This window comes from Poseidonocella sp. HB161398 (assembly GCF_005870025.1).
Classification (GTDB): Bacteria; Pseudomonadota; Alphaproteobacteria; order Rhodobacterales; family Rhodobacteraceae; genus Mangrovicoccus.
This window is the reverse complement of record NZ_VATA01000065.1, coordinates 1-19,696: the sequence shown is the minus strand read 5'-3', so window position 1 is coordinate 19,696 and position 19,696 is coordinate 1. Positions and strand designations below refer to the sequence as shown.

The following is a 19,696-nucleotide window of genomic DNA, read 5'->3' as shown; positions in this document are numbered from 1 at the left end:
GACATCTCGGGCGCCGAGCGCATTGCCCGCCCGATCCGCTCCGGGACGGGAGGGCGGCTGCCCGCCGGTCGCGCCAGGCGCATCCGAGGGAGCTGCCGGAGGCCGGGAACCCATGCCGTCCGGCCGGGGCTGCGCTGCATCCGCGCCCCCGGGATGGCTGCCCGGTTCGCGACGCGCCTCGCCATGGGCCGCGGACGGCATGGACGGCGCGTGGTCACTGCGCCCCCACTGTGGATCCGGGAGGCCCGGAGCAATGCCCAGCTCGCGCAGCTCTTCGGCGGAGGCCGCGGGCGGCCTCGGGGGCAAGCGGCCGCTGCGTCCGGGCGGCGCGCCTGCCGTCGAGCCTTCGTCGCGGCCGGTGCCCTGGAGCCCGTCTCCGCGCGCCGCCGGAGACCCAGGTCCTCCGGCAGGAGGCGCGATGCCCAACTCGCGCAGCTCCTCGGCCGAGGGCGGCGACGGGCGGGGCGGCAGGCGGTCGCTCGGGCCCGGCTGCAGGCGGCGGGCGGGCGGAAGCGAACGCGGCGGGCCCCCGGACGACTCCGCAGCCGGGCCGTGCTCCGCCACGTTCTCAGGCACGTTCTCCGGCGCGGCGCGGTAGGGACCGAGGCCCAGCGCCGGGGAACCCGCAGAGAAGCGCGGCGGCGGGCGCGAGGGCAGCCGTCCGGCGGAGCCTCCGTCCGGACTGCGCCGGGCCGCGGGCGCTTTTCCGCGGCCGGCTGCGCGGGCGCGGGCCATCGCGCGGGCCAGCCGCTCGGCCATGTGCCCGGGGCCGGGCGTCTCTTCGCCACCGTCAGACATCGTCGAGCGCCTGTCCCATGTACACCTCCCGCACGATCTCGGAGTCCATGACCTCGTCCGGCGGCCCGTCCGCCACCAGGGCGCCATTGTGCAGCACGATGATCCTGTCGGCCAGCTCGCGGATCACGTCCATCTTGTGCTCGACCAGCAGGACCGTCCGGCCCGCCTGCCCCTTCAGCCCCGCCACCAGATCGAGCACATGCGGCGCCTCGTCGGCGCTCATCCCGGCAGTGGGCTCGTCGAACATGAAGACCCGCGGCTCCAGCGCCATCAGGAGCGCCACCTCGAGCTTCCTCTGGTCGCCATGCGACAGCGCCGTCACCGGCATCTCGGCAAGGCTCAGGAGCCGCACCTGCTGCAGCAGCCGTTCCGCCTCGTCGAGCAGCTCCCAGTCGCCCAGCGCGCGGGAAAACATCCGGAAGCCGCGCCCCTCGCGCGCCTGCATGGCGAGGCGGACATTCTCCAGCACGCTGAGCCCGGGAAAGAGGTTGGTCAGCTGGAAGGCCCGCCCCATGCCGCGCCGCGTCCGCGCCGAGGGGCCGAGCCGGGTGACATCGCGCCCGTCGAGCAGCACGCGCCCCGCGCTCGCGCGGATCTGGCCGGAGACGAGGTTGAAATAGGTGGTCTTCCCCGCCCCGTTCGGTCCGACGATCGCCGTCAGCTCGCCCGCGCGGAAGGCGCAGCTGACCGCGTCGACCGCCACATGGCCGCCGAAGCGCACCGTCAGGTCGCGGGTCTCGAGCAAGGCTGCACTCTGGGCGTCTCGGCGCACGGTCGGTCCCGGGATGGGGGGCGCGCCCGCCGCGCGCCCGGCTACGGTTCAGTTACGGATCGGCACGGGAAGGTCGTCCGTGTCAAGTTCGCGTACCAGTTCCGGGATGCCCCATTCCACCTCGGGATCGACCTTGATGCGGAAATGGTACATCGACTGCAGCGCCTGGTGATCTTCCGCGCGGAAGGTCATCGGCCCCTTGGGGGTCTCCCAGGTCATGCCCTCCATCGCCGCGATCAGCGCCTCGGTGTCGGTGGAGCCCGCCTTGCGGATCGCCTCCACCGCGGCGATCCCCGCCGCCATGCCGCCTGCAGTGAAGAAATCCGGCGGCGTGCCGAAGCGCTCCTCATGGGTCTTCACCAGCCAGTCGTTCACCGGGTTCTGCGGGATGTCGTAGTAGTAGTAGGTCGCCCCCTCCATCCCGGGCAGCTCCTTGTAGGCGGTCAGCGCGGCAAGGATGTTCCCGCCGGTGGCGATCTCGATGCCGAAGCGGGAGGGCTCCATCGCATTGATCTTGCCCATCGGGTTGCCGCCCCCCGCCCAGAGCAGGAACAGCTTCTTCTCTCCCTCCGTCCCCTCCATCGCGGTGAAGATCCGCTCTGCCGCGGCGGTGAAGTCGGTCGTGTCGGTGGGAACGTACTCCTCGTGGACGATCTCGGCCCCGGTGGTCTCCAGCGCCTCGCGGAAGGCGGCGATGCCGTCGCGGCCGAAGGCGTAGTCCTGCGCCAGGGTCGCCACCTTCACCCCCTCGCCGCCGATCGCGATCGCATTGGCGATGGCATCCTGCGAGGAGTTCCGCCCGGTGCGGAAGATGTAGCGGTTCCAGTTCTCGCCGGTGATCGAATCCGCGACAGCAGGCTCCACCACCAGGATCTTCTCGTAGTCCTGCGCCACGGGCAGCATCGCCAGCGCCACGCCCGAGCTGACCGGACCGATCGCCAGATCGGCACCGTCGTCGCCATAGGCCTCTTCCAGCAGCGCGCGGCCGAGCTCGGGCTTCAGCTGGGTGTCCTTCTCGATCACCGCGATCTTCTCGCCATCGATCTCCATCGTGCCGCCGGTGGCGTATTCCAGCCCCAGCATCAGCCCGTCATGGGACTGCTTTGCATAGGCCTCCAGCGGCCCGGTCTTGCCGTAGACATGGGCGATGGTGATATCCGCCATGGCGGTCGTCGCCGTCAGCCCGGCCAGGAGCCCGGCCGCGAAACCCGTTTTCATGCTGTCTCTCCCTGTTCCGCCGCGGCTCTCCCGCACCGGTCCTCCTCGCTCAGGCTAGGCGCAGGCAGCCCGGCCGGTCAACTGCGCCGGAGGGTGCTGCCGCAAGGAGAGGCTTTGTTAACATGCTGGGGCATAAGCCTGGATCGCAGCGGACAGGAGGATCGGATGGCAGGCGCCGCGGCGCGGGACCTGGTGCTGGTGGGCCAGAAGGGCCGGATCGGATACGAGGCGCTCCTGTGCCTGGCCTCGCTGCGCGCCCATGATCCGGGCTTTGCCGGAACCGTCTGGCTGGCGGAGCCGCAGCCCGGGCCGCTCTGGCGCGGCGATCCGCGGATGCCGGACAGCCTGCGCGCCGCCTGCCTCGATCTGGGCGCCCGCCACCTGCCCTTCGGCAGCCGCCTCTTCGGCGCCGCCTATCCGCAGGGCAACAAGATGGAGGCGCTGGCGGCGATGCCCCCCGGCCGGCCCTTCCTCTTCCTCGACAGCGACATGCTGGTCCTCGGCCCGCTGCCCGATCTCTCCGGCATGCCCCCCGCCGCCTCCGACCGGGTCCGCGACACCTGGCCGAAGCCGCCCCCCTACGGCCCCGGCCGCAGCGCGATCTGGGATGCGCTCTTCGCGCGCTTCGGGCTCGACCGCGGCCCGACGCTGGACCTGCGCTATCCGCCGGGCCATCCGCGGCGCGACCTCTACCTCAATGCCGGCTGGGTGAACGGGCCCTGCGCCCAGGGCTTCGGCCGCCTCTGGGGCGGAACCGCCGCCGCCATCCGGGCCGACCCGCCGCCCGAACTCGCGGCGCAGGCGCTCATCCCCTGGCTCGACCAGATCGCCCTGCCGCTGGCACTGGCGGGGACCGGCGGCGGCCGCCCCGTCCTGCCGCTCGACGGCGCGCCGCTCCGCCACTACCGGGTGCTGCCGCTCTTCTACGCCACCGCCCCCGAGGCCGACATCGCAATGCTTGCAGAGCTCTGCGCGCCCAACCGGGTGAAGAAGCACCTGAAGCTCCACAAGCCCTTCCACCGCATGCTCTACCGCGGCGACGGGATGACGGCGCGGGCGCTCTTCCGCCGCGACCGCCTGCCCGCAAGCGAGGCCGTGATCCGCAGCCGCCTGCGCGCCGCCGGGCTCTGGATGCGCTGACGCCCGTCCCCCGCGCGCGGCGTGCCACCGCGTGTCCCTTCCGTCATTGCAGGACGCCCCGCAGAAGGTCGGCGCGTCCAGGGCACCGCGACCGTCATCCGGACCGGACAGCTTCGGCCCGCTGCTTTCGCCGGGCCCGCCATTCCCGCCGGACGGCCATCCCCCGGCGGCTTCCGGCCGCCACGTAGAGAACCGCCCGCGAAGCTCCGCCGCGCTCGGAGCCGGGGGCGTCATTCCGTAACCCCGTCCCGTGCTCTCCGCGGCTCGCAAGGGGTCCCTGATTCGACTGGCACAGGCAGCCCCGGCCAAGGGACGCTCCCGTGCCGCAACCTGCGGAGCGCCAATCCGCCGGGCCATGCCCGCCCAGGTGGAGCGGGCGCTTCCCGGCCGCGCTAGACGCAGATTTTCTGAGCGAAATCGCGCGCATGGCCCGGTCGCGGCGCGCAGTCACTCCTCATCAACCATTCTGGTGATAGCGTCATGCCCGGCGGCCGCCCCGCGGCCCCGTCGCTCCGCCGACCTGTTCCCCCGAAGCCAACGCGAGTGGCCCGATGCTGGATATCGCCGACACCACCAAGATGAGACAGCAGCTCATCGAGCTGCGCGATGCCTACCTTTCCGGAAAGATCGAGGAAGAGGAGTGGCGCCGCCGCTACCAGGAACTGCTCGACGGTTCCGAGCCGGTGCCGGTCTGGCGCTACCTCCTCCGCCTTCTGCCACGCCGCACCGCGAAAGCCGCCAAGGTCTCGAAAACCGCGAAGGCGCCGAAGCAGAGCTGAGCGCCGCACGTCCCCCGGTCACGGGCCGTCACCCATCTCCCGTGCCGCGTGCCATTGGTCCGTCCCGCGGGTGTTCCGCAACCTCCCGCACGGAACCGGTCTCCGGCCCAGCGGTCGAGGCCTGCCGGTCCCCCATCTGGCCAGCCTCCCGCCACCGGAAAACCACGGCCCCGGGCCCCGGAACGCCGCCGCGCCGTCATCGGGCCGCAGCAGGCGCCCCCCCTCGCGAAGCGGGAGGACGGGCACCGTCCCGGCACGCGCCCGGAACTCCACCTATAGTTGTTTAAGAAATGTCCGGAATTCGCGCAGCGCGACATCGCGGGATGCAGAAGCGGGCAGAACGGGCGTTCCGTCCAAGAGCGCATACCTGTCGCAGTCGACAGCCCCTGCCGGGCCGTGTTCAGGTACCTCAGCAGCGGAATCAGTTTGGGAGTGTGTATGAATGGAGACGCGCCTTGCCGTCGCGCTGGCCTTCTTCGCGGGCGCGATCGCGATGCTGGCCGTTGGCGTGATCCTGCGGGCCGCCCAGGCGAGGAAGCCGCAGTCCGATCTCGACCGGAGCAATGCCGCGCTGCGCATCGCGCGCGCCGAGATGCGGGCCGCCGAGGCAGAGCTGCGGGCGGCTGAGGCGGAACGCCGGGCGGCGCTGCTTCTCTCTCAGGTCTCCGAAGCAGAGGACTGGCCGCGGCCGGAACCGGGCGAGCCCGCCTCCGGCGGCCGCTGGACGGAGGTTTCGGTGCCGCCGAACCGGCCCCGCGGCGACTGGGTCAACTGGACCTTTGGCAATGGCTGGGTGCGGATCCGCGGCACGGCGGAATTCGCCGAGGATATCCGCGCCTTCATCCACGCGCTTTCCCGCAACTATGTCGAAGAGCTCTGCACCATCGAGGTCGAGCTCGAGCGTGGCGGCGACGGACGGAACGACCGGACGATCTTCGTCGGCGCCAGCGTCAGCCAGTTCCGCACGACGACCTACCACAAGCTCGGCTATCTCGACTGCGAGGCCGCCAACTGGCTCGCCGAGAATTTCGACCGTGACATGCCGATCGCGGCCGAGCTGCTCCGGCTTGCCACCGACGGCGACCGCTACGCGATCAAGGTCGCCTGCCTGATGCCGAAGCGCCGGGCCCGGGTCCGCTACGACCTGACCTGACTGCCCTCCGCCAGCGCGGAGGCGAAGCGGGGAAGCGCCTCTTGGAAGGACCACGTTTTTCCTCCGGGGATGATGGAGCCGGACTGCGGTCGCCGACAGCAGCCGGTCCGCCCGGACGCCGGACGCCAGCCCAGATGCGTTCCCCTCGGGATCCGGAACGCCTTCCCCCGCCGGGACTGCGCCATCTGAACCCTGCGCCGGCAACCGGTCCGTCCCGCATGCGCCGTCGCAGCGACCGGGCGCAACTGCCCTGCCATCGGCCGAGGCCGCCGGTCCACGGCCTGTCATCTGGCGGCCGGGCCCGGGAGGCGGCGGAGCCAGGCCGCATTGCGGCGCGCGGCCCGGCGCCTTCACATCCCCGCGCAGCACCCCGTCCGAAGGCGCGCGGACCACGGAACGGATACAGTCGAATCGCGCCTTCCACCGCAGGCAGAGCCCTGCCCCCGGAACGCATCTTACGGCGGGTCCCGGCGGTGCCTGTGCAGAAAATCGCGGCATGTCAGACACTTCAACATTGCGTCATTCCGACGCCATTTCCCGCGACACACGGACCGTCCGGTTCCCAGCCCGCTTGACAAGTATCGAGGCTTGTCCCTTTTAAGGTTCGATATTTGTGATTTTTACATGGACTTTTGATTATGGCGGCCGACGCAGAAGCCGGGCATTCGCTTATCGGGGCGCATCTTCATGCGCTGCGCCCGACCCTTCCCGACAGCAAGACAGGCGACGCACGCAGCAAGGAGCTACGCCTGGGCATCGCCGCCGACCCGCGGGCGGCATGGGCTCCGGGCGAGGCGCCACCGCTCGATCCGGACATCTCCGGCCAGAGCAGCGGCATCGCCAGCGCGCTGGAGCTCTTCGCGGCGGGGCGCCGGGCGGCATGACCTCTGGAACCCCTGCGCCCGGGCGCGTCAATCCCCCGGTTCTTCTCGCCTATGGCCGCCTCTGCCTGCAGGCCGGCCACATCGCAAGGCTGCGCGACGTGCTCGAGCGGATCGAGCCGCCGGGCGCGGACTGGATGCCCGATCAGCTGCTGGCGCTCGTGGGCCTGGCCGAGAAATCCGGGACGTTCCGCCTCGCCGCCACGGTGCTGGACACCGCACTGGCCCGCGACCGGATCCCGATCGGCCTGGCGCTCCACCTGCTGCGCAGCGCGCATGCCGCGGGCGATGCGCGGCGCTCCGCCCGGCTGCGGGATCTGCTCGAGGCGAAGGTGCCGGATGCAGACCGGCCGGCCTTCCGCTGCCGGAGCCTCATGCTGCTCCACGGCCCGTCCGGAGCGCTGGCAAGGCTGCGGCGCGTGCCGCAGGGACGGCGCAGCCCGGCCGCGGCCGAAGCGCTGGCCGAGCTGCTGCTGCAGGCCGGAGAGCGCGCGCTCTGCCTGCGCTATCTGCGGATGTGCCGCCGCCGCTGGCCCAATGCCTCTGCGCTGCTGCGCCAGCAGATCGCCGCGATGATCCGCTTCGGCGCGGCGGACGAGGCGCTGGCCCTGCTCGACGGGCTGCCCGCCCGGCGCCAGGGCGCGGCCATCCAGCGGCTGCGCATCCAGGCGCTGAGTGCGCTCGGCCGGCTCGGCGAGGTGCGGGCGCTGCTAGACGGCGCGACGCAACTGCAGCTGAACCAGATCGGCGGACAGCTCCAGATCATGCTCGCCCTGGCCGAAGGCGATGCCTGCGCGGCCGCGCGGCTGGTGCCGCTGGCCGCCGCCCAGACCGGGCGCAGCGACCGGGCGGTCCCGCAGTTCCGCTTCAGCCAGCTCGGCGCGCAGCTCGCCGAGCTGCAGCTTCTCGACAGCATCGAGGCCGCCGCCACCTGCCCCGCGGACATCGCCGGGCTGCATCGCGGCTTCTACTTCCCGGCGCGCCGGAAAGTCGGGGCCTGGCAGGCAGAGGCCGCCGCCGCGCAGCCCGGACCGGGCGCGGGCGGGATCCCGCGCCGGATCCTGCAGTACTGGGACAGCGTCGAGGTACCGGGCTCCACCGCGCAGGTCATGGCCAGCTGGGAGGCGGTTCCCGGCTACAGCTACCGCCGCTTCGACCGCCCTTCGGCCATCGCCTATCTGCGCGACCGCTTCGGCGAGGCGCATCTGCGCGCCTTCCTGCTGGCGAACGGACCGGCGGAGGAAAGCGACTTCCTGCGGCTCTGCCTGCTGCTGGCCGAGGGCGGGATCTATGCCGATGCCGACACCCTCCTGGCCGGCGATCCCGAGACGCTGCGCGGTGCCGGCGCGGGGATGGTGCTCTACCGCGAAAGCTTCGGCGCGGTCGGCAACACGGTCATGGCCGCCGCGCCCGGGCACCCGCTGCTGCAGCAGGCGGTCGACATGGCGCTGGCCGCGCTGCGGGCGCGCGAGAACGACATCACCTGGGCGAAGACCGGCCCCGGGCTGCTGACCCGCGCGACCGCCCTGCACCTGGAGGAGACGGCCGGGCAGCCCGGCGGGCCCGACCTGCGGCTCCTGCCCGAGCAGGCGGTGCTGCGCGTGGTGCAGATGCACATGGCCCTGCCCTACAAGGCGGCGCCGGCCTACTGGAACAGGCCCGACGGCCACCCGCCCGCGGAGATCACCGCGGTGCTCGACGCCGCGCTCGGCGCGACGGCCGTCCCGGCCTAACGCCTCCCCTGCCGATCCCGCCCGCGGCGCCCTCGACCGGGCCGCCGCGGGTCGGCTCCGCGCGCATGCCGGGCATGAATTCCGCGCTGAACAATCTCTTCAGGCCTGTCTGGCAACGTCCCGCGCAAAGACGCCCGCATCGTCCCATGATTGATTTCTCTCAAGTCATTTGACGCCAGTCGCCGGCGTTCCTCACAATGACGGGTTCGCGTTTGAGCGGGGACGGACGATCTGCTGCCTCCCTCTGCAGGGCACCCGAAGGACCTTCGCGATCGTGGCAATCGACGGTGGCCGCAATGCGCAGACCGCTGCTATGCCGCGGAAATGCCGACCCGGGAGACGTGTTCTTCGGAAGCGAGGCGATGGAAGGGCCGCCTTAGCTGGCGCGATAGTTATGGGCAACGCATTCAAGGTCAGCCCAGGTCCCTTTGCTGTCTGCGAGACCGGCCAGGTCATCCGGCGGCAGCCCGATCCCGAGGCAGGCCGCATCAGCTAGGGCGGAATGATCGCGCCCCAAGGCACGAGCGCGCGGTCGGGAACCTCTAGCGCGGCAACCCCGACGGAACCGCTGACTGCCGCGACGTGGCCAGCCTCCGGCGCCGTCTGCTGTCTCTTCACCCGGCCGGACGGGCCCTGCATCCCGGTCCGCATGCTGCCGCGGCTCCTGCACTCCCGGAGCGCCCTCGCACATCAGGCCCGCAGGGTATCCCGCACCAGGGACAGCACACGCGCCGCCGACCGCGGCGGGCTCAGCTTTCCAGCTCGGCATCCCAGTAGAGATAGTCGACCCAGCTGTCGTGCAGGAAGTTCGGCGGAAAGCGGCGGCCCATGTTGCGCAGCTCTTCCGAGGAGGGCCGGCGCGGCGGCTTCTGCAGCGAGAAGCCCACCTGCTTGAGCGTCTTCGAGCCCTTCTTCAGGTTGCAGCGCCCGCAGGCGGCCACGACATTCTCCCACGAGGTGATCCCGCCCCGCGCCCGCGGCACCACGTGGTCGAAGGTCAGATCGCCCCGCGCCCCGCAGTACTGGCAGCAGAATTCGTCCCTCAGAAACAAATTGAAGCGCGTGAAGGCCACGCGCTTCTGGGGTTTGACGAACTCTTTGAGGACCACGACCGACGGTATTCGCAGCTCGATGGTCGGACTTCTGACCACGTGGTCGTATTCGGCTATGATGTTCACCCTGTCGAGGAAGGCAGCCTTCACGGCTTCCTGCCACGGCCAGAGTGACAGCGGATAGTAGGAAAGCGGCCGGTAATCTGCATTCAGCACCAGCGCCGGATGGTTCTTAAGACTGTTCGGTTCTCGGACGAAAGCCGTCCTGAAATCTGCCTGCATGGGTGAAGCGTCCTCGCCCTGTCTGCCCGTCTCGGCACCAGAGCGGGCCTGCCCGCCCTAGCTGTCATGACTATATATCGCGTTTAGAACGGCACAAGCCCCGCAAGATGCGGTATAGTTCATCTGCGTTTTAGCCAGATAGCGTGACGAAAGCGTGACAGGGGCCGCAATCAGCCCGGCTTGGGCGCATCCATGCACTGCCGCAGGAAGGCCAGCGCGACGCCGAGTCCCTCCGGATCGATCCCGTGGCCCGTGCCTTTCATCGTGTGGGCATAGACCTGGAACCCCGCCTGGCCGAGCACATCGCCCGCCTCGCCGAGCGCGGCATAGGGCACGACCTCGTCCGCATCGCCATGGATCAGCATCACCGGCGGCTTCGACACGGCCTCGGCCGCGAGCGCCTCGGGCTGCAGGAGCCGCCCCGAGAACCCGACCACGCCGCCGATCTGCGGCACCCGCCGCGGCGCCGCGTGAAGGCTCAGCATCGTGCCCTGGGAGAAGCCGAAAAGGTAGAAGTTCTCGGGGCTTACCCCGGTCTCTTCCAGCACGTCGCCGATGAAGGCCTGGACATCCTCCACCGCCTTTTCCATGCCCGCGCGGGCGGCGGCCTCGCTCGATCCGTCGATCCAGGGGATCGGGAACCACTGGAAGCCCATCGGGCTGCCGGCGCAGGGCTCGGGCGCGTCAGGCGCCAGGAACAGCGTGTCGGGCAGATGCGGCGCCAGCGGCTGCGACAGGCCCAGAAGGTCCGCGCCATTGGCGCCATAGCCGTGCAGGAAGGCGATGACGGTCTTCGTTTCGCCCGATTGCGGTTCCACCCGGCCGACCTTCAGCTTGCGCGTCATCTTATGCCCTCGCGTTCCTTGACCACCCGGTAGTAGGCCCAGAGCAGCCGTGCCGCAACCGCGCGCCAGGGGCTCCAGGCTGCGGCCATATCGCGCAAGACCCGTTCGCCGGGCCGGGCCTCCAGCTCAAAAAGCAGGCGGACGGCCTCCTGAAGTGCCAGATCTCCGGGCGCGAAGACATCGGCGCGGCCGAGCGAGAACATCGCGTAGATCTCCGCGGTCCAGCGGCCGATTCCCGGCACCGCGACCAGCGTGCCCACCACCTCCTCGAGCGGCGCCTCGCGCAAGGGGCCGAAGCGGATGCCCGCCCCGGCAAGCTCGCGCGCATAGCGGATCTTCTGGCGGGAAAGTCCGCAGGCGCGCAGCTCCTCCTCGCTGGCCCGCAGGATCTTGCGAGGGCCGGTCAGCCGCGCCGCCTTCATCCGTCCCCAGATCGCACCGGCCGCCGCGACCGAGACCTGCTGCGAGACGATCGCCGACAGGAGCGGCTCGAACCCGTCCTTCTTCCGCCGCAGCGGCAGCGTCCCCGTCAGCTCCAGCGCGGCGGCAAAGCGCGGCTCGGCAGCGGCCAGGAAGGCCGCGCCCTCGGCCACGCAGTCCGGCCCGGCGATGATGCGCTCGCTCAGCATGGCGCCCGGCCTCCCATGGCCCGCCTGTCCCGGTCAATTCCGGATCCTGCGGGATCCGCCCTCACGGCGCGGAGAAGCGCCAGACGGTGACCTGCTCCACCGAACGCCCCGCCTCGAGCAGGATCGAGGGAAAGCCCGGATGGCTGCAGGCATCCGGCCAGCCCTGCGGCTCGATCGCCAGCCCGCAACAGGCGCCGTTCGCCCGGCCGTCATGCCCCGGCGCGCCGCCATTGGCGAAATTCGCGCCGTCATAGACCTGCACGCCGGGCTCGGTCGTGGCGACAGTCATCTCGACGCCCGAGCGCCCGGTCAGCGTCAGCACGTCGGTCAGCGCCCGGCGCCTGTCGGCGACGCAGAGATTGAGGTCGATCTGCGGATCCTGCCCCGGCATCAGGACCTTGCCCGCGCGGTAGTCATGGAAGCTGCCCTCGACCGGCGCCACCTCGCCCGTCACCAGCGAGCCCGGGCCGCTGACGCAGAGCCGGTCGGCCGCAACCTGCAGCCGGTGGCCCTCGTAGGTCTCGGTGCCGTCGAGATTCCAGTAGGCGTGATTGGCGAAATTGATGATCGTCGCGCGGTCGGTCGTGGCCGCGACCCGCATCTCCAGCGTGCCCGGCGCGGTCAGCGAGAAACGCGCCGCCACCGCGCGGTTGCCGGGAAAGCCGCCCTCGCCATCGGGCAGCTCCAGCTCCAGCGTGACCGCGCTGTCCTCCAGCTCGCCGATCCGCCAGAGCTTGTTCTGCGTCCCCGCGGCGCCGGAATGGCGGGTATGGCGCCCGTCCTGGTTGCGCTCGAATTCGAAGGCCTCGCCGTCGATTTCCGCGCGCCCGTCCGAGATGCGGTTGATCACCGGGCCGATCAGCGCCCCGCAGGAGCGCATCGGCCCCAGATAGGGCTCCAGCGTGTCGGTGCCGACGGCCAGCCCGTAGGGCACGCCATGCAGCCGCAGATCCTGCAGGATCGCGCCCTGGGTCAGCAGCGCGACGCTCAGCGTGCCGTCGCTCAGAACCACCTGCTGCACCTCCTGCCCGTCCGGGCGGCGGCCGAAGGGATAGAGGCCGGGGATCATGGATGCCATCATGCGCGTCGCTCCGTCTGGGGTCCTGCCCGGGTCTGGCCCGGGGCGCGGCGCAGATCAAGCCCCGGCGCGCTCAGCCCAGCCGCTTCCAGGCGGCGACCAGCCCGGCGACGGTCATCGCCGCCTCTTCGGCCGCCAGCGCCGGGACGCCCTGGGCGGAGAAGGCGGCGCTCCAGGCCGGGATCGCCTCGCGCGCCGTGATCACCGCGACCGGCTGGCCCAGCCACCAGGCCTTCGCCGCCGCCAGATCGGCGCCGATCAGCAGCCCGTCGAGCTGCGACAGCCCCGCCCCCGGCGCCGCCTCGCCCAGCCGCTCCGCCGCGCGGATGCGGGCGAGCCCGGACATCAGCGTCTCGGGGCGGCTGCGGGTACGGTCGAGCGCCTCGAGAAACAGCCCCTCGTCCCAGGGACCCGGCGCCGTCTCCGCCGCCATCGCCCGCCGCAGCGGCGCGATCAGCGAGGACTGGAAGCTGACCGCCTCGCCCGCGGAGACCTGCACCCAGTGGGTCTCCTCCCCCGCCAGGCAGACCGCGCCGTCCCAGCCGGGATTGAGCGCCAGGAAGCCGGCCAGCCGGGTCTCGGCCCCGGTCATCAGCGCGGGCGTCCCGGCCGAGAGCCCGGGCACCGCCGCCAGCGTCACGCCCTGATGCTCCGCCAGCGGCAGCGCCTCGGGCAGCGGCGCGGCCGGCACGGGGCGCGGCAGGGGCGCGGGGAGAATCCCCGCAAGCGGCCCGCAGGCCACCACCAGCCCGCCCGGTTCCGCCAGCGCGCCGAGCCCGCCCGCAGGCAGCGCCGTCGCCGCGCCCTGCGCGCGGTCCTCGGCCATCTGCCAGGCGCGCGGCTCCGGCCTGTCGGTGTCGAGCGCGATCCAGTCGGGGTATTTCATCTCGGGCCTTTCTCGATCTCCGTCCGCCCGCAGCCCGGCCTGGGACGGCGCGGGAACGGGGATGACGCCATCCCTCATTCCGGCTAGGGGAAGCCCGGGACAGCGCATCGGAGGACCATATGGCGCGCATAGAGCTGCAGCAAGTGTCGAAGCGTTTCGGCGCCGCCGATGCGGTGGGACCGCTGGATCTGGCCGTGGAAAGCGGCGAGTTCCTGGTGCTTCTGGGCCCCTCGGGCTGCGGCAAGACGACGACGATGCGGATGATCGCCGGGCTCGAGACCCCCAGCAGCGGCCGCGTGCTCTTCGACGGGCAGGACATGGCCGGGGTGCCGCCTGCCGACCGCGACGTGGCGATGGTCTTCCAGAACTACGCGCTCTATCCCAACCTGACGGTCTACGAGAATATCCGCTTCCCGCTGAGGATGCGGAAGATGAAGCGCGCCGAGCAGGACGCGGCGGTGCGCGCGGCGGCCGCCCGGGCCGGGCTCGAGGCCGAACTCGGCAAGCGGCCCGCGGCGCTCTCCGGCGGGCAGCAGCAGCGCGCCGCGCTGGCGCGCGCCATCGTCCGCCGTCCGAAGCTCTTCCTGATGGACGAGCCGCTCTCCAATCTCGACGCGCGGCTGCGGGTCTCGACCCGCGCCCATATCCGCCACGTGACCCGCGACCTCGGCGCGACCACGGTCTATGTCACCCATGACCAGGCCGAGGCGATGACGCTGGCCGACCGGATCGTGGTGATGCACCGCGGCCGGATCGTCCAGTCGGGCAGCCCGCGCGAGATCTACGAGCGCCCGGCCAATGCCTTCGTCGCGGGCTTCGTCGGAACGCCCGCCATGAACCTGATGCGCGGCACGGTGCGCGGCGGCGTCTTCCGCGGCGAGAATGTCCAGATCGAGGGGCTCGAGGCCGAAGACGGCAAGGTGATCCTCGGCTTCCGCGCCGAGGACGCCCAGCTCCTCGAAGAGCATATCGGCTTCACCGGCTGCGAGATCGGCGCACCGCTCTACGAGACGGAGCAGCTGGGCGACGCGGTGATGGTGCTGGTCCCGGCGGGCGACGCGATCATCTCGGTCAAGGCGGCGCGCAGCTTCGAGGCCCGCCCCGGCGACCAGCTGCGCATCGTGGTGCCGCCCGATGCCTGCCACGTCTTCGACGGCGAGACCGGCGCGCGGCGCGACCGCATGGCCCCGGCCACAGGCGGCTGGGGCCGCTGAGCCCGCCTCCGGCCAGTCCAGCACGGGCCAATCCAGCACGGGCTTGTCCTGGACAGGCCAGACCGGCGCTGGCCAGATCTGCGCTGGCCTGTCCCGCAAGCGCCATGCCTGCCTTCCGGGCAGGAGACGCTCGCACGCAACGCACAACGCAGCCCCGGGCGGGGCCGAACGGCAGATATCGAAGGGGGATGGTAGCGGAGGAGGGACTTGAACCCCCGACACGCGGATTATGATTCCGCTGCTCTAACCAACTGAGCTACTCCGCCAAAGAGTGAGGCGTCAGTATTGCGCGCGGCGGACAGCGTCAAGGGCGGGACTTGCCGAGACTGACGTTTTTCTGCGCTAACGTGGCGACAAGAGGACTTGCCCCAGATGACGAGCCGGCCACCTGCCTGCCAAGGCTCGCCCCTCTCACAGTAATCGCCAGCATCGTAACGCAGCGACAGAGCAGCTGGCCTCGGTCTCGGTCCATCGCGGCACGCCGGGAGTGGCGACCTCGGCAACCATCTGTCCCTCCCGTTCGCGCTGGCGCAGGATGCGGTCCTCCTTTGCATCATGGGCAACACCCGGACGGCTGGCTTGCCTCAAGTGTCCGATGACCGAGTGACCTTGCGATGGCGGCAGTGACTTTCGCCTGTGCCGCGACCTCGCCCAAGCCGGTTTCCGTCGCATAGACGATGAAAGCAACGGCCGCCTCCTCCAGCGCATGGGTCAGCAGACAACAGCCAGCCACGCGATACCCGCGCTCGCCTTCGCGGAACGTCCTGTCTTCGGGCGCGGCCATGCCTCCGGCCCAATAGAGTGACCGGACGGCATTGCGGCCGGGATATTGCGCAGGTTCGCGCAAGGTGCCGATCCTTCAAGCACCCATTGGGCGAGGCCACTATCCATGATCCGCGTCAATTCCGGGCTCATTGGCCCGGCCATCAAGCTGCTCCGTCTCGTGCTTGGTTGCCCGCACCATGCCGCCTGCAAGGCGGCCCGAACGGTCTTGCCGACGCTGCGGACGAAAGAACCGCAACCCTTTGCGAGCATTCACGTCATCGGCAGCCCGCCCCCGGTCGCGACGGCATTTCCGCGCCCCCCCAGGACATCCCCGCGCCGGGCCTTGTCCCCCGGCGCATATGAGAGGACAGGACCATGCCTTTTGCCATTCAGGGTCTCCGCGGTTCCGGCGCGTTCGGCGCAGAGATCCGTCCGGAACGCCATCGCTAGCTCTGCACGATGACCGACCCCGACGGGAAGGCACCTGCCGACGGGGTCCAGATCGCCGACCGGCGATCCCGAGCACCTCCGCGGCAAGCTTCCGGATCGCGGGCTCAAGATCGCCAGCGGCCCGGGCTGCACCGCCGTCGCCACCTGGGTGTTGGCCGGCGCCTTCGGCAGGGTGAAGATCGCGGTTGCGGGAACTATCATCAACACCGGCGCGACCGGCGCATTCATGTGCGTGGAACACGCGCTGGGACGCTTCCCCTCAATGCAGGCGCTCGGACTCGCCGCAAAGATCCTTTGGAAAGTTCCCGAAACTTGCCGCGCTTGACGGTCGCCTTCCGAGCATCAACACTCAAAGAGCGCGAAGAGGCACCCAAAGAACGGCCACCGTTCGGGGGTGACTTTCATGACCGAAAGGCGGCCCAAGGGCCGCCATCACGTTGATATCGAACGAGAAGGGGAATGGTAGCGGAGGAGGGACTTGAACCCCCGACACGCGGATTATGATTCCGCTGCTGAGTCGGTGCTACCGACCAATCTTATCTTAAAATCATGACCTTGCCCGTTTTTGCCAAGCCCGATTTGGGCAAATTTGCCCACGTTTGGGCAACTGGCTTGGCCGTTTTTCCTGCGGAGCCGGGCAAGGCTACCCCATAAAACAGCGTGCATATGTTACCTCCGGCTTTGGGCAAATTTGCCCACCGTGCCGAATTGATACCTCACATCCAGGCTTTCAGGATGGAATGCGCATCGGCCGCCCGGTCCACCGCCCGAACGTAGTGCTTCGTCACGATGGCACTATCTTCCCATCCCCCCTGCGGAGCGATCTCGTCGGCATGCCAGCCCGCCCCGTGCAAGGCATTGGCGAAGGTCCTGCGGCCACTATCGTGGGGCGTCAGCGGCTTGATCTTTGCCAGCGCCGCGATCCGCTTCCACTTCGAACAGACCGTCGCCACCTGGGGCTCGCCCAGCCTCTCCGGCATCAGCCGTTCCCCAGTCCTGACGAAGCGCCGGACGCTCGCAGAGCCCACGCCCTCGACCTCGCCGCGGCACAGGCTCCGCTGCAACGCCTCCCACTCGGCCAGCTCGTCCATCAGCCCTTCGGGCAACTTGAACCGCACGTTCTCGTCGCCGTTCTTCACCCGGCTCACGACAACCTCGTGCTTGTCCCAATCCACATCGGACCACCGCAGGCTCCGGTAGCTGCACATTCGCATCCCCGTCATGAGGCAGACCTGCTGCGCCATCCCGTACCCGAAATATGCGGGCGTGCTCGCCTCGCTGGCCTTTGCCGCAGCCACGAACGCCCGCGTCCAGCCGGGCGTGGCGAAGTCCTTGCGCTTGCGCCGCCCCGTCTCGAACTTCTCCAGCCTCGGGGCCATCACCCCCTTGAACCGCATCGACGCGAAGTTGAGCAGCGTGCTCATGGGGTCCATCACGCGCTTGTTCATCGTCTGGCCCGTGACGTTCCGGCCTTTGTAGAACTCCCGCGCGTACTGCCTGACCTCTTCGCTCCAGATGTCCGACACCAGCCAGTCGCCGAAGTAGTCGAGCATCTCCTCCATCGGCTCGATGTAGCGCGTGATGGGCTTGTTCTGGAGCAGCGCCTCTTCCTCCTTCTCGGTCCTGTATCTCTCCAGCACTTCCCGATAGGTCGGCACCGTCGTCGCCGGGCGTGCGGTCTTGCCCATCGCCGCTTCATAGGCGGCCTTCGCTTCGATCATCGCATCCCGCTGCGACCACGCCGCCTTGTAGCTGCGCACGCGCTCGCCCTTCGCCCTGAACTCGAAGCCCCACTGGCCCTTCGGGTTCTGCTTCACGGTCCAGGGACCGCTTGCCTTCCTCGCTTCTTCCATTCTCATTCTCAGTTTCCTTCGCTTGGTTCATGCGTGCCCACCATGGGCACGCGCATCCGGTCAGTGCCTCGTGGCCTCGACCAAATCTCGTATGTACAGGGCAGCAGCTTCCTGCCCGCCGGGATCGGGGAACCGCTTCCTCACGCGCACCTTCCCGACGCAGCCCTTGACCAGCCATCCCCGGTCATAGGGCTCCATCGCCAGCGTGTTGCACCGGGCCAGCTCATTCACCTTCTGGACCCTCTCCGACACGCGCTCCCTGTCCCGACGCTGCGTCTCGACCAACCGCTCGCTGGCCTTTGCCTGCTTCCACGCGCGCCGTCCCATGGCAGCGGCTTCCCTGTCCCGCATGTCCACCGCCGTCGCTTCGCGCAGCGCCTTGATGTGTTCGGGATAGAAGAGGCGCTTGCGGCCCCGCGTCTCGTAGTGCGGATGCTCGCGCAGCAGCTCGTAGAGCTGCCACTTGTTCACCCCCAGCACCTTGGCCGCATCGTCATGAGTGATCGGCACAAGTTCTTGTGCCCATGCAGGAAGCTCTCCCGGCATGCCGTCCTCCATTTTCGATTGTCGTAGTCTGACACCCCAAGGTGTCAATATCACCACCTTAGACACAAAAGAAAAGGCCGCGCAAGATGCGCGGCCCTTCGGCTCACTCCCCACAATGTTCTGGTCAGGCGCTTGCGCGCTTCACCCCTATGACCATCAGCGCTTGCTGCGACTGTGCTTGGGTCGGCAGCAAGACGTTGGCCCCCACCATGTCCCGCAGCTCCCCGACATGCTCCCGCATGCCCGCCTCGAAGTCCTCCATGGCCTCAGCGGCCCAAGTCTGCCCGGCTTGTTCCAGCCGTTCGACTTCTTCCTGCATGGCTTCGATGACGCGGAGGAGACTTGCCTCCAAACTCAGTATCGACACAGGTGATAGATCAGACATGTATGGTTCCTGCTCCTGCGTACACCCTCCGGTGTCACTATACACCACCCAACGTTGACCATCTGCACTGCCGCCCGCAAGAGCGAAGATCGCTTCTTTACCACCCCTTAACCAAAGAATCAGTTCCCGGCAGGACCGGCGGCATCGTCGCTGCGCGCGAGCAAGCTCCGGTACGGATCATCTTCCTTGCCGCAAAATTCGGTAGCCCAATTCTTGGGCAGGCCCTTGCTGGCCGCCATGTACCCGGCATCCGTGATCTGCTCCATTGGCCTTAGCGCCTTGGCCACGATCTGGCTGCGGCTGGTCACGCCCAGCTTCTTCGCGAGGCTTCTCACGTGCACCTTCGCGGTGTTCTCGGTCACGCCGAAGACTTCGGCAATGTCCCGGTTACTCGCGCCGTTAATGATCATCTGGAGCGTGGCGTGCTGCTTCACAGTGAGCTTGTGCAGCACTCCCATTTCGTCAATGGCGCTATTCACTCCCGAAACAAGTGCCCTCATTTCGGTCAGCAATTCGGCATGGCTTTTCGCCAATTCGCTTACCATCTTTTCGAGCTTTTTCATGTCGCTCTTTATCTTCCCGTTTTCTATCTCGACCCGCTCAACTCTTTTCTCAAGCGGCTCGCCCTCCCTTTCCGCATCCATCCCCATTGATGCCCCTGCCTTTCGCGTTTTCATTACCAAACTTATACAAATGTGCCCATGCTCATTCCCGTCCGGTGGCACCTTGCACACCTCGGGCCGATAGCTGTCGGAGCTGTAGCTCGACATTTCCTGGGAGCGCCACCTTTCGGTGTCTCACATCCACGACAACCTGTCAAAGCTGACATAGCGCACACCACGCTATTTCCACGGCGTGTGGCGACCAAGATTGCGTCATGTTTTCGTGTCATTCCTTCACCTTATCCCATGATGACATCGCCTCAACCTCCCGTAGCACGCTTATGAGCCTCTCCTTGCGCTTGCCTTTCATGCGCTTGCCGACCTCCATCCAGAAGGCAATCGGTCTCGTTGGCCAATGCTGGCGCCATTCATCCTTGATCTTGATAGATTTCGGCCTCTTGTCGAAAACCCCCATCACGCCCTCCTAGCTGCGTTTCTCTGGCCTTCGAGAAGTATCCCGCTCAGCATTTTCAGTGCCTCGCGGCCTTGTTGCACAAATCGTGCGAGGGATTCACTGCATGAATCCAGCATGATAGCCGGTAGGCATGAGCAGTTGGGCCCCTACGAAGTACAAG

General features: G+C 68.9%; 19 protein-coding genes and 1 tRNA gene. 6 read left to right on the top strand and 14 right to left on the bottom strand.

Annotation, left to right across the window (positions count from 1 at the left end; all coding sequences use genetic code 11):
* Positions 1-790: 790 nt before the first annotated feature.
* Both FGX59_RS30090 and FGX59_RS30085 read right to left on the bottom strand, forming a co-directional pair.
* Positions 791-1,543 carry an ABC transporter ATP-binding protein gene (locus FGX59_RS30090; RefSeq protein ID WP_240722800.1) on the bottom strand — a complete coding sequence of 251 codons (753 nt, stop codon included), beginning with the start codon at positions 1,541-1,543 and terminating at the stop codon, positions 791-793.
* Between the two features lie 75 nt (positions 1,544-1,618).
* A complete protein-coding gene (locus FGX59_RS30085; RefSeq protein ID WP_138471331.1) occupies positions 1,619-2,788 on the bottom strand; it encodes a substrate-binding domain-containing protein in 1,170 nt (389 codons plus the stop codon).
* Between the two features lie 165 nt (positions 2,789-2,953).
* On the opposite strand from FGX59_RS30085, the gene FGX59_RS30080 reads away from it, so the two are divergent.
* The 5 genes from FGX59_RS30080 to FGX59_RS30065 all read left to right on the top strand — a co-directional run bounded on the left by FGX59_RS30080 (position 2,954) and on the right by FGX59_RS30065 (position 8,474).
* Positions 2,954-3,928: a hypothetical protein gene (locus tag FGX59_RS30080; RefSeq protein WP_138471329.1), complete on the top strand. Its 975-nt coding sequence runs from the start codon at positions 2,954-2,956 to the stop codon at positions 3,926-3,928.
* A 551-nt stretch (positions 3,929-4,479) separates the two neighbouring features.
* Positions 4,480-4,707 carry a hypothetical protein gene (locus FGX59_RS30075; protein WP_138471327.1) on the top strand — a complete coding sequence of 76 codons (228 nt, stop codon included), beginning with the start codon at positions 4,480-4,482 and terminating at the stop codon, positions 4,705-4,707.
* A 442-nt stretch (positions 4,708-5,149) separates the two neighbouring features.
* A complete protein-coding gene (locus FGX59_RS30070) occupies positions 5,150-5,860 on the top strand; it encodes a hypothetical protein (protein WP_138471325.1) in 711 nt (236 codons plus the stop codon).
* A 638-nt stretch (positions 5,861-6,498) separates the two neighbouring features.
* Positions 6,499-6,744, top strand: a complete 246-nt coding sequence (locus FGX59_RS37840; protein WP_171060899.1) for a hypothetical protein — start codon at positions 6,499-6,501, stop codon at positions 6,742-6,744.
* Positions 6,741-8,474 (top strand): glycosyltransferase family 32 protein, encoded by a 1,734-nt coding sequence (locus FGX59_RS30065; RefSeq protein WP_171060898.1) that lies wholly within the window; start codon positions 6,741-6,743, stop codon positions 8,472-8,474. Before FGX59_RS37840 ends, FGX59_RS30065 begins: the two co-directional genes overlap by 4 nt.
* 749 nt (positions 8,475-9,223) lie before the next feature.
* On the opposite strand, the gene FGX59_RS30060 is transcribed toward FGX59_RS30065, so the two are convergent.
* The 5 genes from FGX59_RS30060 to FGX59_RS30040 form a co-directional block, all read right to left on the bottom strand.
* Positions 9,224-9,808, bottom strand: a complete 585-nt coding sequence (locus FGX59_RS30060) for an HNH endonuclease (protein ID WP_138471321.1) — start codon at positions 9,806-9,808, stop codon at positions 9,224-9,226.
* A 170-nt stretch (positions 9,809-9,978) separates the two neighbouring features.
* Positions 9,979-10,653, bottom strand: coding sequence for an alpha/beta hydrolase (locus tag FGX59_RS30055; protein WP_138471319.1), 675 nt, complete (start codon positions 10,651-10,653; stop codon positions 9,979-9,981).
* Positions 10,650-11,282 (bottom strand): DNA-3-methyladenine glycosylase, encoded by a 633-nt coding sequence (locus FGX59_RS30050; RefSeq protein WP_138471317.1) that lies wholly within the window; start codon positions 11,280-11,282, stop codon positions 10,650-10,652. The genes FGX59_RS30055 and FGX59_RS30050 overlap by 4 nt, the downstream gene beginning before the upstream one ends.
* Positions 11,283-11,343: 61 nt before the next feature.
* A complete protein-coding gene (locus FGX59_RS30045) occupies positions 11,344-12,363 on the bottom strand; it encodes a galactose mutarotase (RefSeq protein ID WP_240722799.1) in 1,020 nt (339 codons plus the stop codon).
* Between the two features lie 70 nt (positions 12,364-12,433).
* Complete coding sequence (locus tag FGX59_RS30040) at positions 12,434-13,246, bottom strand: 2-dehydro-3-deoxygalactonokinase (RefSeq protein WP_171060897.1); 813 nt, start codon at positions 13,244-13,246, stop codon at positions 12,434-12,436.
* Between the two features lie 119 nt (positions 13,247-13,365).
* Here FGX59_RS30040 and FGX59_RS30035 point away from each other — a divergent pair, with 119 nt between their 5' ends.
* On the top strand, positions 13,366-14,460 hold the full coding sequence (locus tag FGX59_RS30035; protein ID WP_138471313.1) for an ABC transporter ATP-binding protein: 1,095 nt from the start codon (positions 13,366-13,368) through the stop codon (positions 14,458-14,460).
* Between the two features lie 189 nt (positions 14,461-14,649).
* On the opposite strand, the gene FGX59_RS30030 is transcribed toward FGX59_RS30035, so the two are convergent.
* From FGX59_RS30030 to FGX59_RS29995, 7 genes are all read right to left on the bottom strand, one after another.
* Positions 14,650-14,726: transfer RNA gene (locus FGX59_RS30030), tRNA-Met, on the bottom strand.
* 287 nt (positions 14,727-15,013) lie between these two features.
* Positions 15,014-15,307: a hypothetical protein gene (locus tag FGX59_RS30025; protein ID WP_138471311.1), complete on the bottom strand. Its 294-nt coding sequence runs from the start codon at positions 15,305-15,307 to the stop codon at positions 15,014-15,016.
* 1,084 nt (positions 15,308-16,391) lie between these two features.
* The gene (locus FGX59_RS30015) at positions 16,392-17,534 is read right to left on the bottom strand and encodes a site-specific integrase (protein WP_138471310.1); all 1,143 of its coding nucleotides are present in this window, start codon (positions 17,532-17,534) and stop codon (positions 16,392-16,394) included.
* A 54-nt stretch (positions 17,535-17,588) separates the two neighbouring features.
* Positions 17,589-18,086 carry a hypothetical protein gene (locus FGX59_RS30010; RefSeq protein WP_138471308.1) on the bottom strand — a complete coding sequence of 166 codons (498 nt, stop codon included), beginning with the start codon at positions 18,084-18,086 and terminating at the stop codon, positions 17,589-17,591.
* A gap of 112 nt (positions 18,087-18,198) precedes the next feature.
* On the bottom strand, positions 18,199-18,459 hold the full coding sequence (locus FGX59_RS30005; RefSeq protein ID WP_138471306.1) for a hypothetical protein: 261 nt from the start codon (positions 18,457-18,459) through the stop codon (positions 18,199-18,201).
* A 119-nt stretch (positions 18,460-18,578) separates the two neighbouring features.
* Positions 18,579-19,136, bottom strand: a complete 558-nt coding sequence (locus FGX59_RS30000; RefSeq protein WP_171060896.1) for a helix-turn-helix transcriptional regulator — start codon at positions 19,134-19,136, stop codon at positions 18,579-18,581.
* Between the two features lie 211 nt (positions 19,137-19,347).
* Positions 19,348-19,536 (bottom strand): hypothetical protein, encoded by a 189-nt coding sequence (locus FGX59_RS29995; RefSeq protein WP_138471302.1) that lies wholly within the window; start codon positions 19,534-19,536, stop codon positions 19,348-19,350.
* Positions 19,537-19,696: the final 160 nt, after the last annotated feature.

Excerpts from the sequence above, each read along its gene's own strand:
- FGX59_RS30085 (WP_138471331.1), bottom strand. The coding sequence starts at position 2,788 with ATGAAAACGGGTTTCGCGGCCGGGCTCCTGGCCGGGCTGACGGCGACG.
- FGX59_RS30080 (WP_138471329.1), top strand. The coding sequence starts at position 2,954 with ATGGCAGGCGCCGCGGCGCGGGACCTGGTGCTGGTGGGCCAGAAGGGC.
- FGX59_RS30075 (WP_138471327.1), top strand. The coding sequence starts at position 4,480 with ATGCTGGATATCGCCGACACCACCAAGATGAGACAGCAGCTCATCGAG.
- FGX59_RS30070 (WP_138471325.1), top strand. The coding sequence starts at position 5,150 with ATGGAGACGCGCCTTGCCGTCGCGCTGGCCTTCTTCGCGGGCGCGATC.
- FGX59_RS37840 (WP_171060899.1), top strand. The coding sequence starts at position 6,499 with ATGGCGGCCGACGCAGAAGCCGGGCATTCGCTTATCGGGGCGCATCTT.
- FGX59_RS30065 (WP_171060898.1), top strand. The coding sequence starts at position 6,741 with ATGACCTCTGGAACCCCTGCGCCCGGGCGCGTCAATCCCCCGGTTCTT.
- FGX59_RS30060 (WP_138471321.1), bottom strand. The coding sequence starts at position 9,808 with ATGCAGGCAGATTTCAGGACGGCTTTCGTCCGAGAACCGAACAGTCTT.
- FGX59_RS30055 (WP_138471319.1), bottom strand. The coding sequence starts at position 10,653 with ATGACGCGCAAGCTGAAGGTCGGCCGGGTGGAACCGCAATCGGGCGAA.
- FGX59_RS30050 (WP_138471317.1), bottom strand. The coding sequence starts at position 11,282 with ATGCTGAGCGAGCGCATCATCGCCGGGCCGGACTGCGTGGCCGAGGGC.
- FGX59_RS30045 (WP_240722799.1), bottom strand. The coding sequence starts at position 12,363 with ATGATGGCATCCATGATCCCCGGCCTCTATCCCTTCGGCCGCCGCCCG.
- FGX59_RS30040 (WP_171060897.1), bottom strand. The coding sequence starts at position 13,246 with ATGAAATACCCCGACTGGATCGCGCTCGACACCGACAGGCCGGAGCCG.
- FGX59_RS30035 (WP_138471313.1), top strand. The coding sequence starts at position 13,366 with ATGGCGCGCATAGAGCTGCAGCAAGTGTCGAAGCGTTTCGGCGCCGCC.
- FGX59_RS30015 (WP_138471310.1), bottom strand. The coding sequence starts at position 17,534 with ATGAGAATGGAAGAAGCGAGGAAGGCAAGCGGTCCCTGGACCGTGAAG.
- FGX59_RS30010 (WP_138471308.1), bottom strand. The coding sequence starts at position 18,086 with ATGGAGGACGGCATGCCGGGAGAGCTTCCTGCATGGGCACAAGAACTT.
- FGX59_RS30005 (WP_138471306.1), bottom strand. The coding sequence starts at position 18,459 with ATGTCTGATCTATCACCTGTGTCGATACTGAGTTTGGAGGCAAGTCTC.
- FGX59_RS30000 (WP_171060896.1), bottom strand. The coding sequence starts at position 19,136 with ATGAAAACGCGAAAGGCAGGGGCATCAATGGGGATGGATGCGGAAAGG.
- FGX59_RS29995 (WP_138471302.1), bottom strand. The coding sequence starts at position 19,536 with ATGGGGGTTTTCGACAAGAGGCCGAAATCTATCAAGATCAAGGATGAA.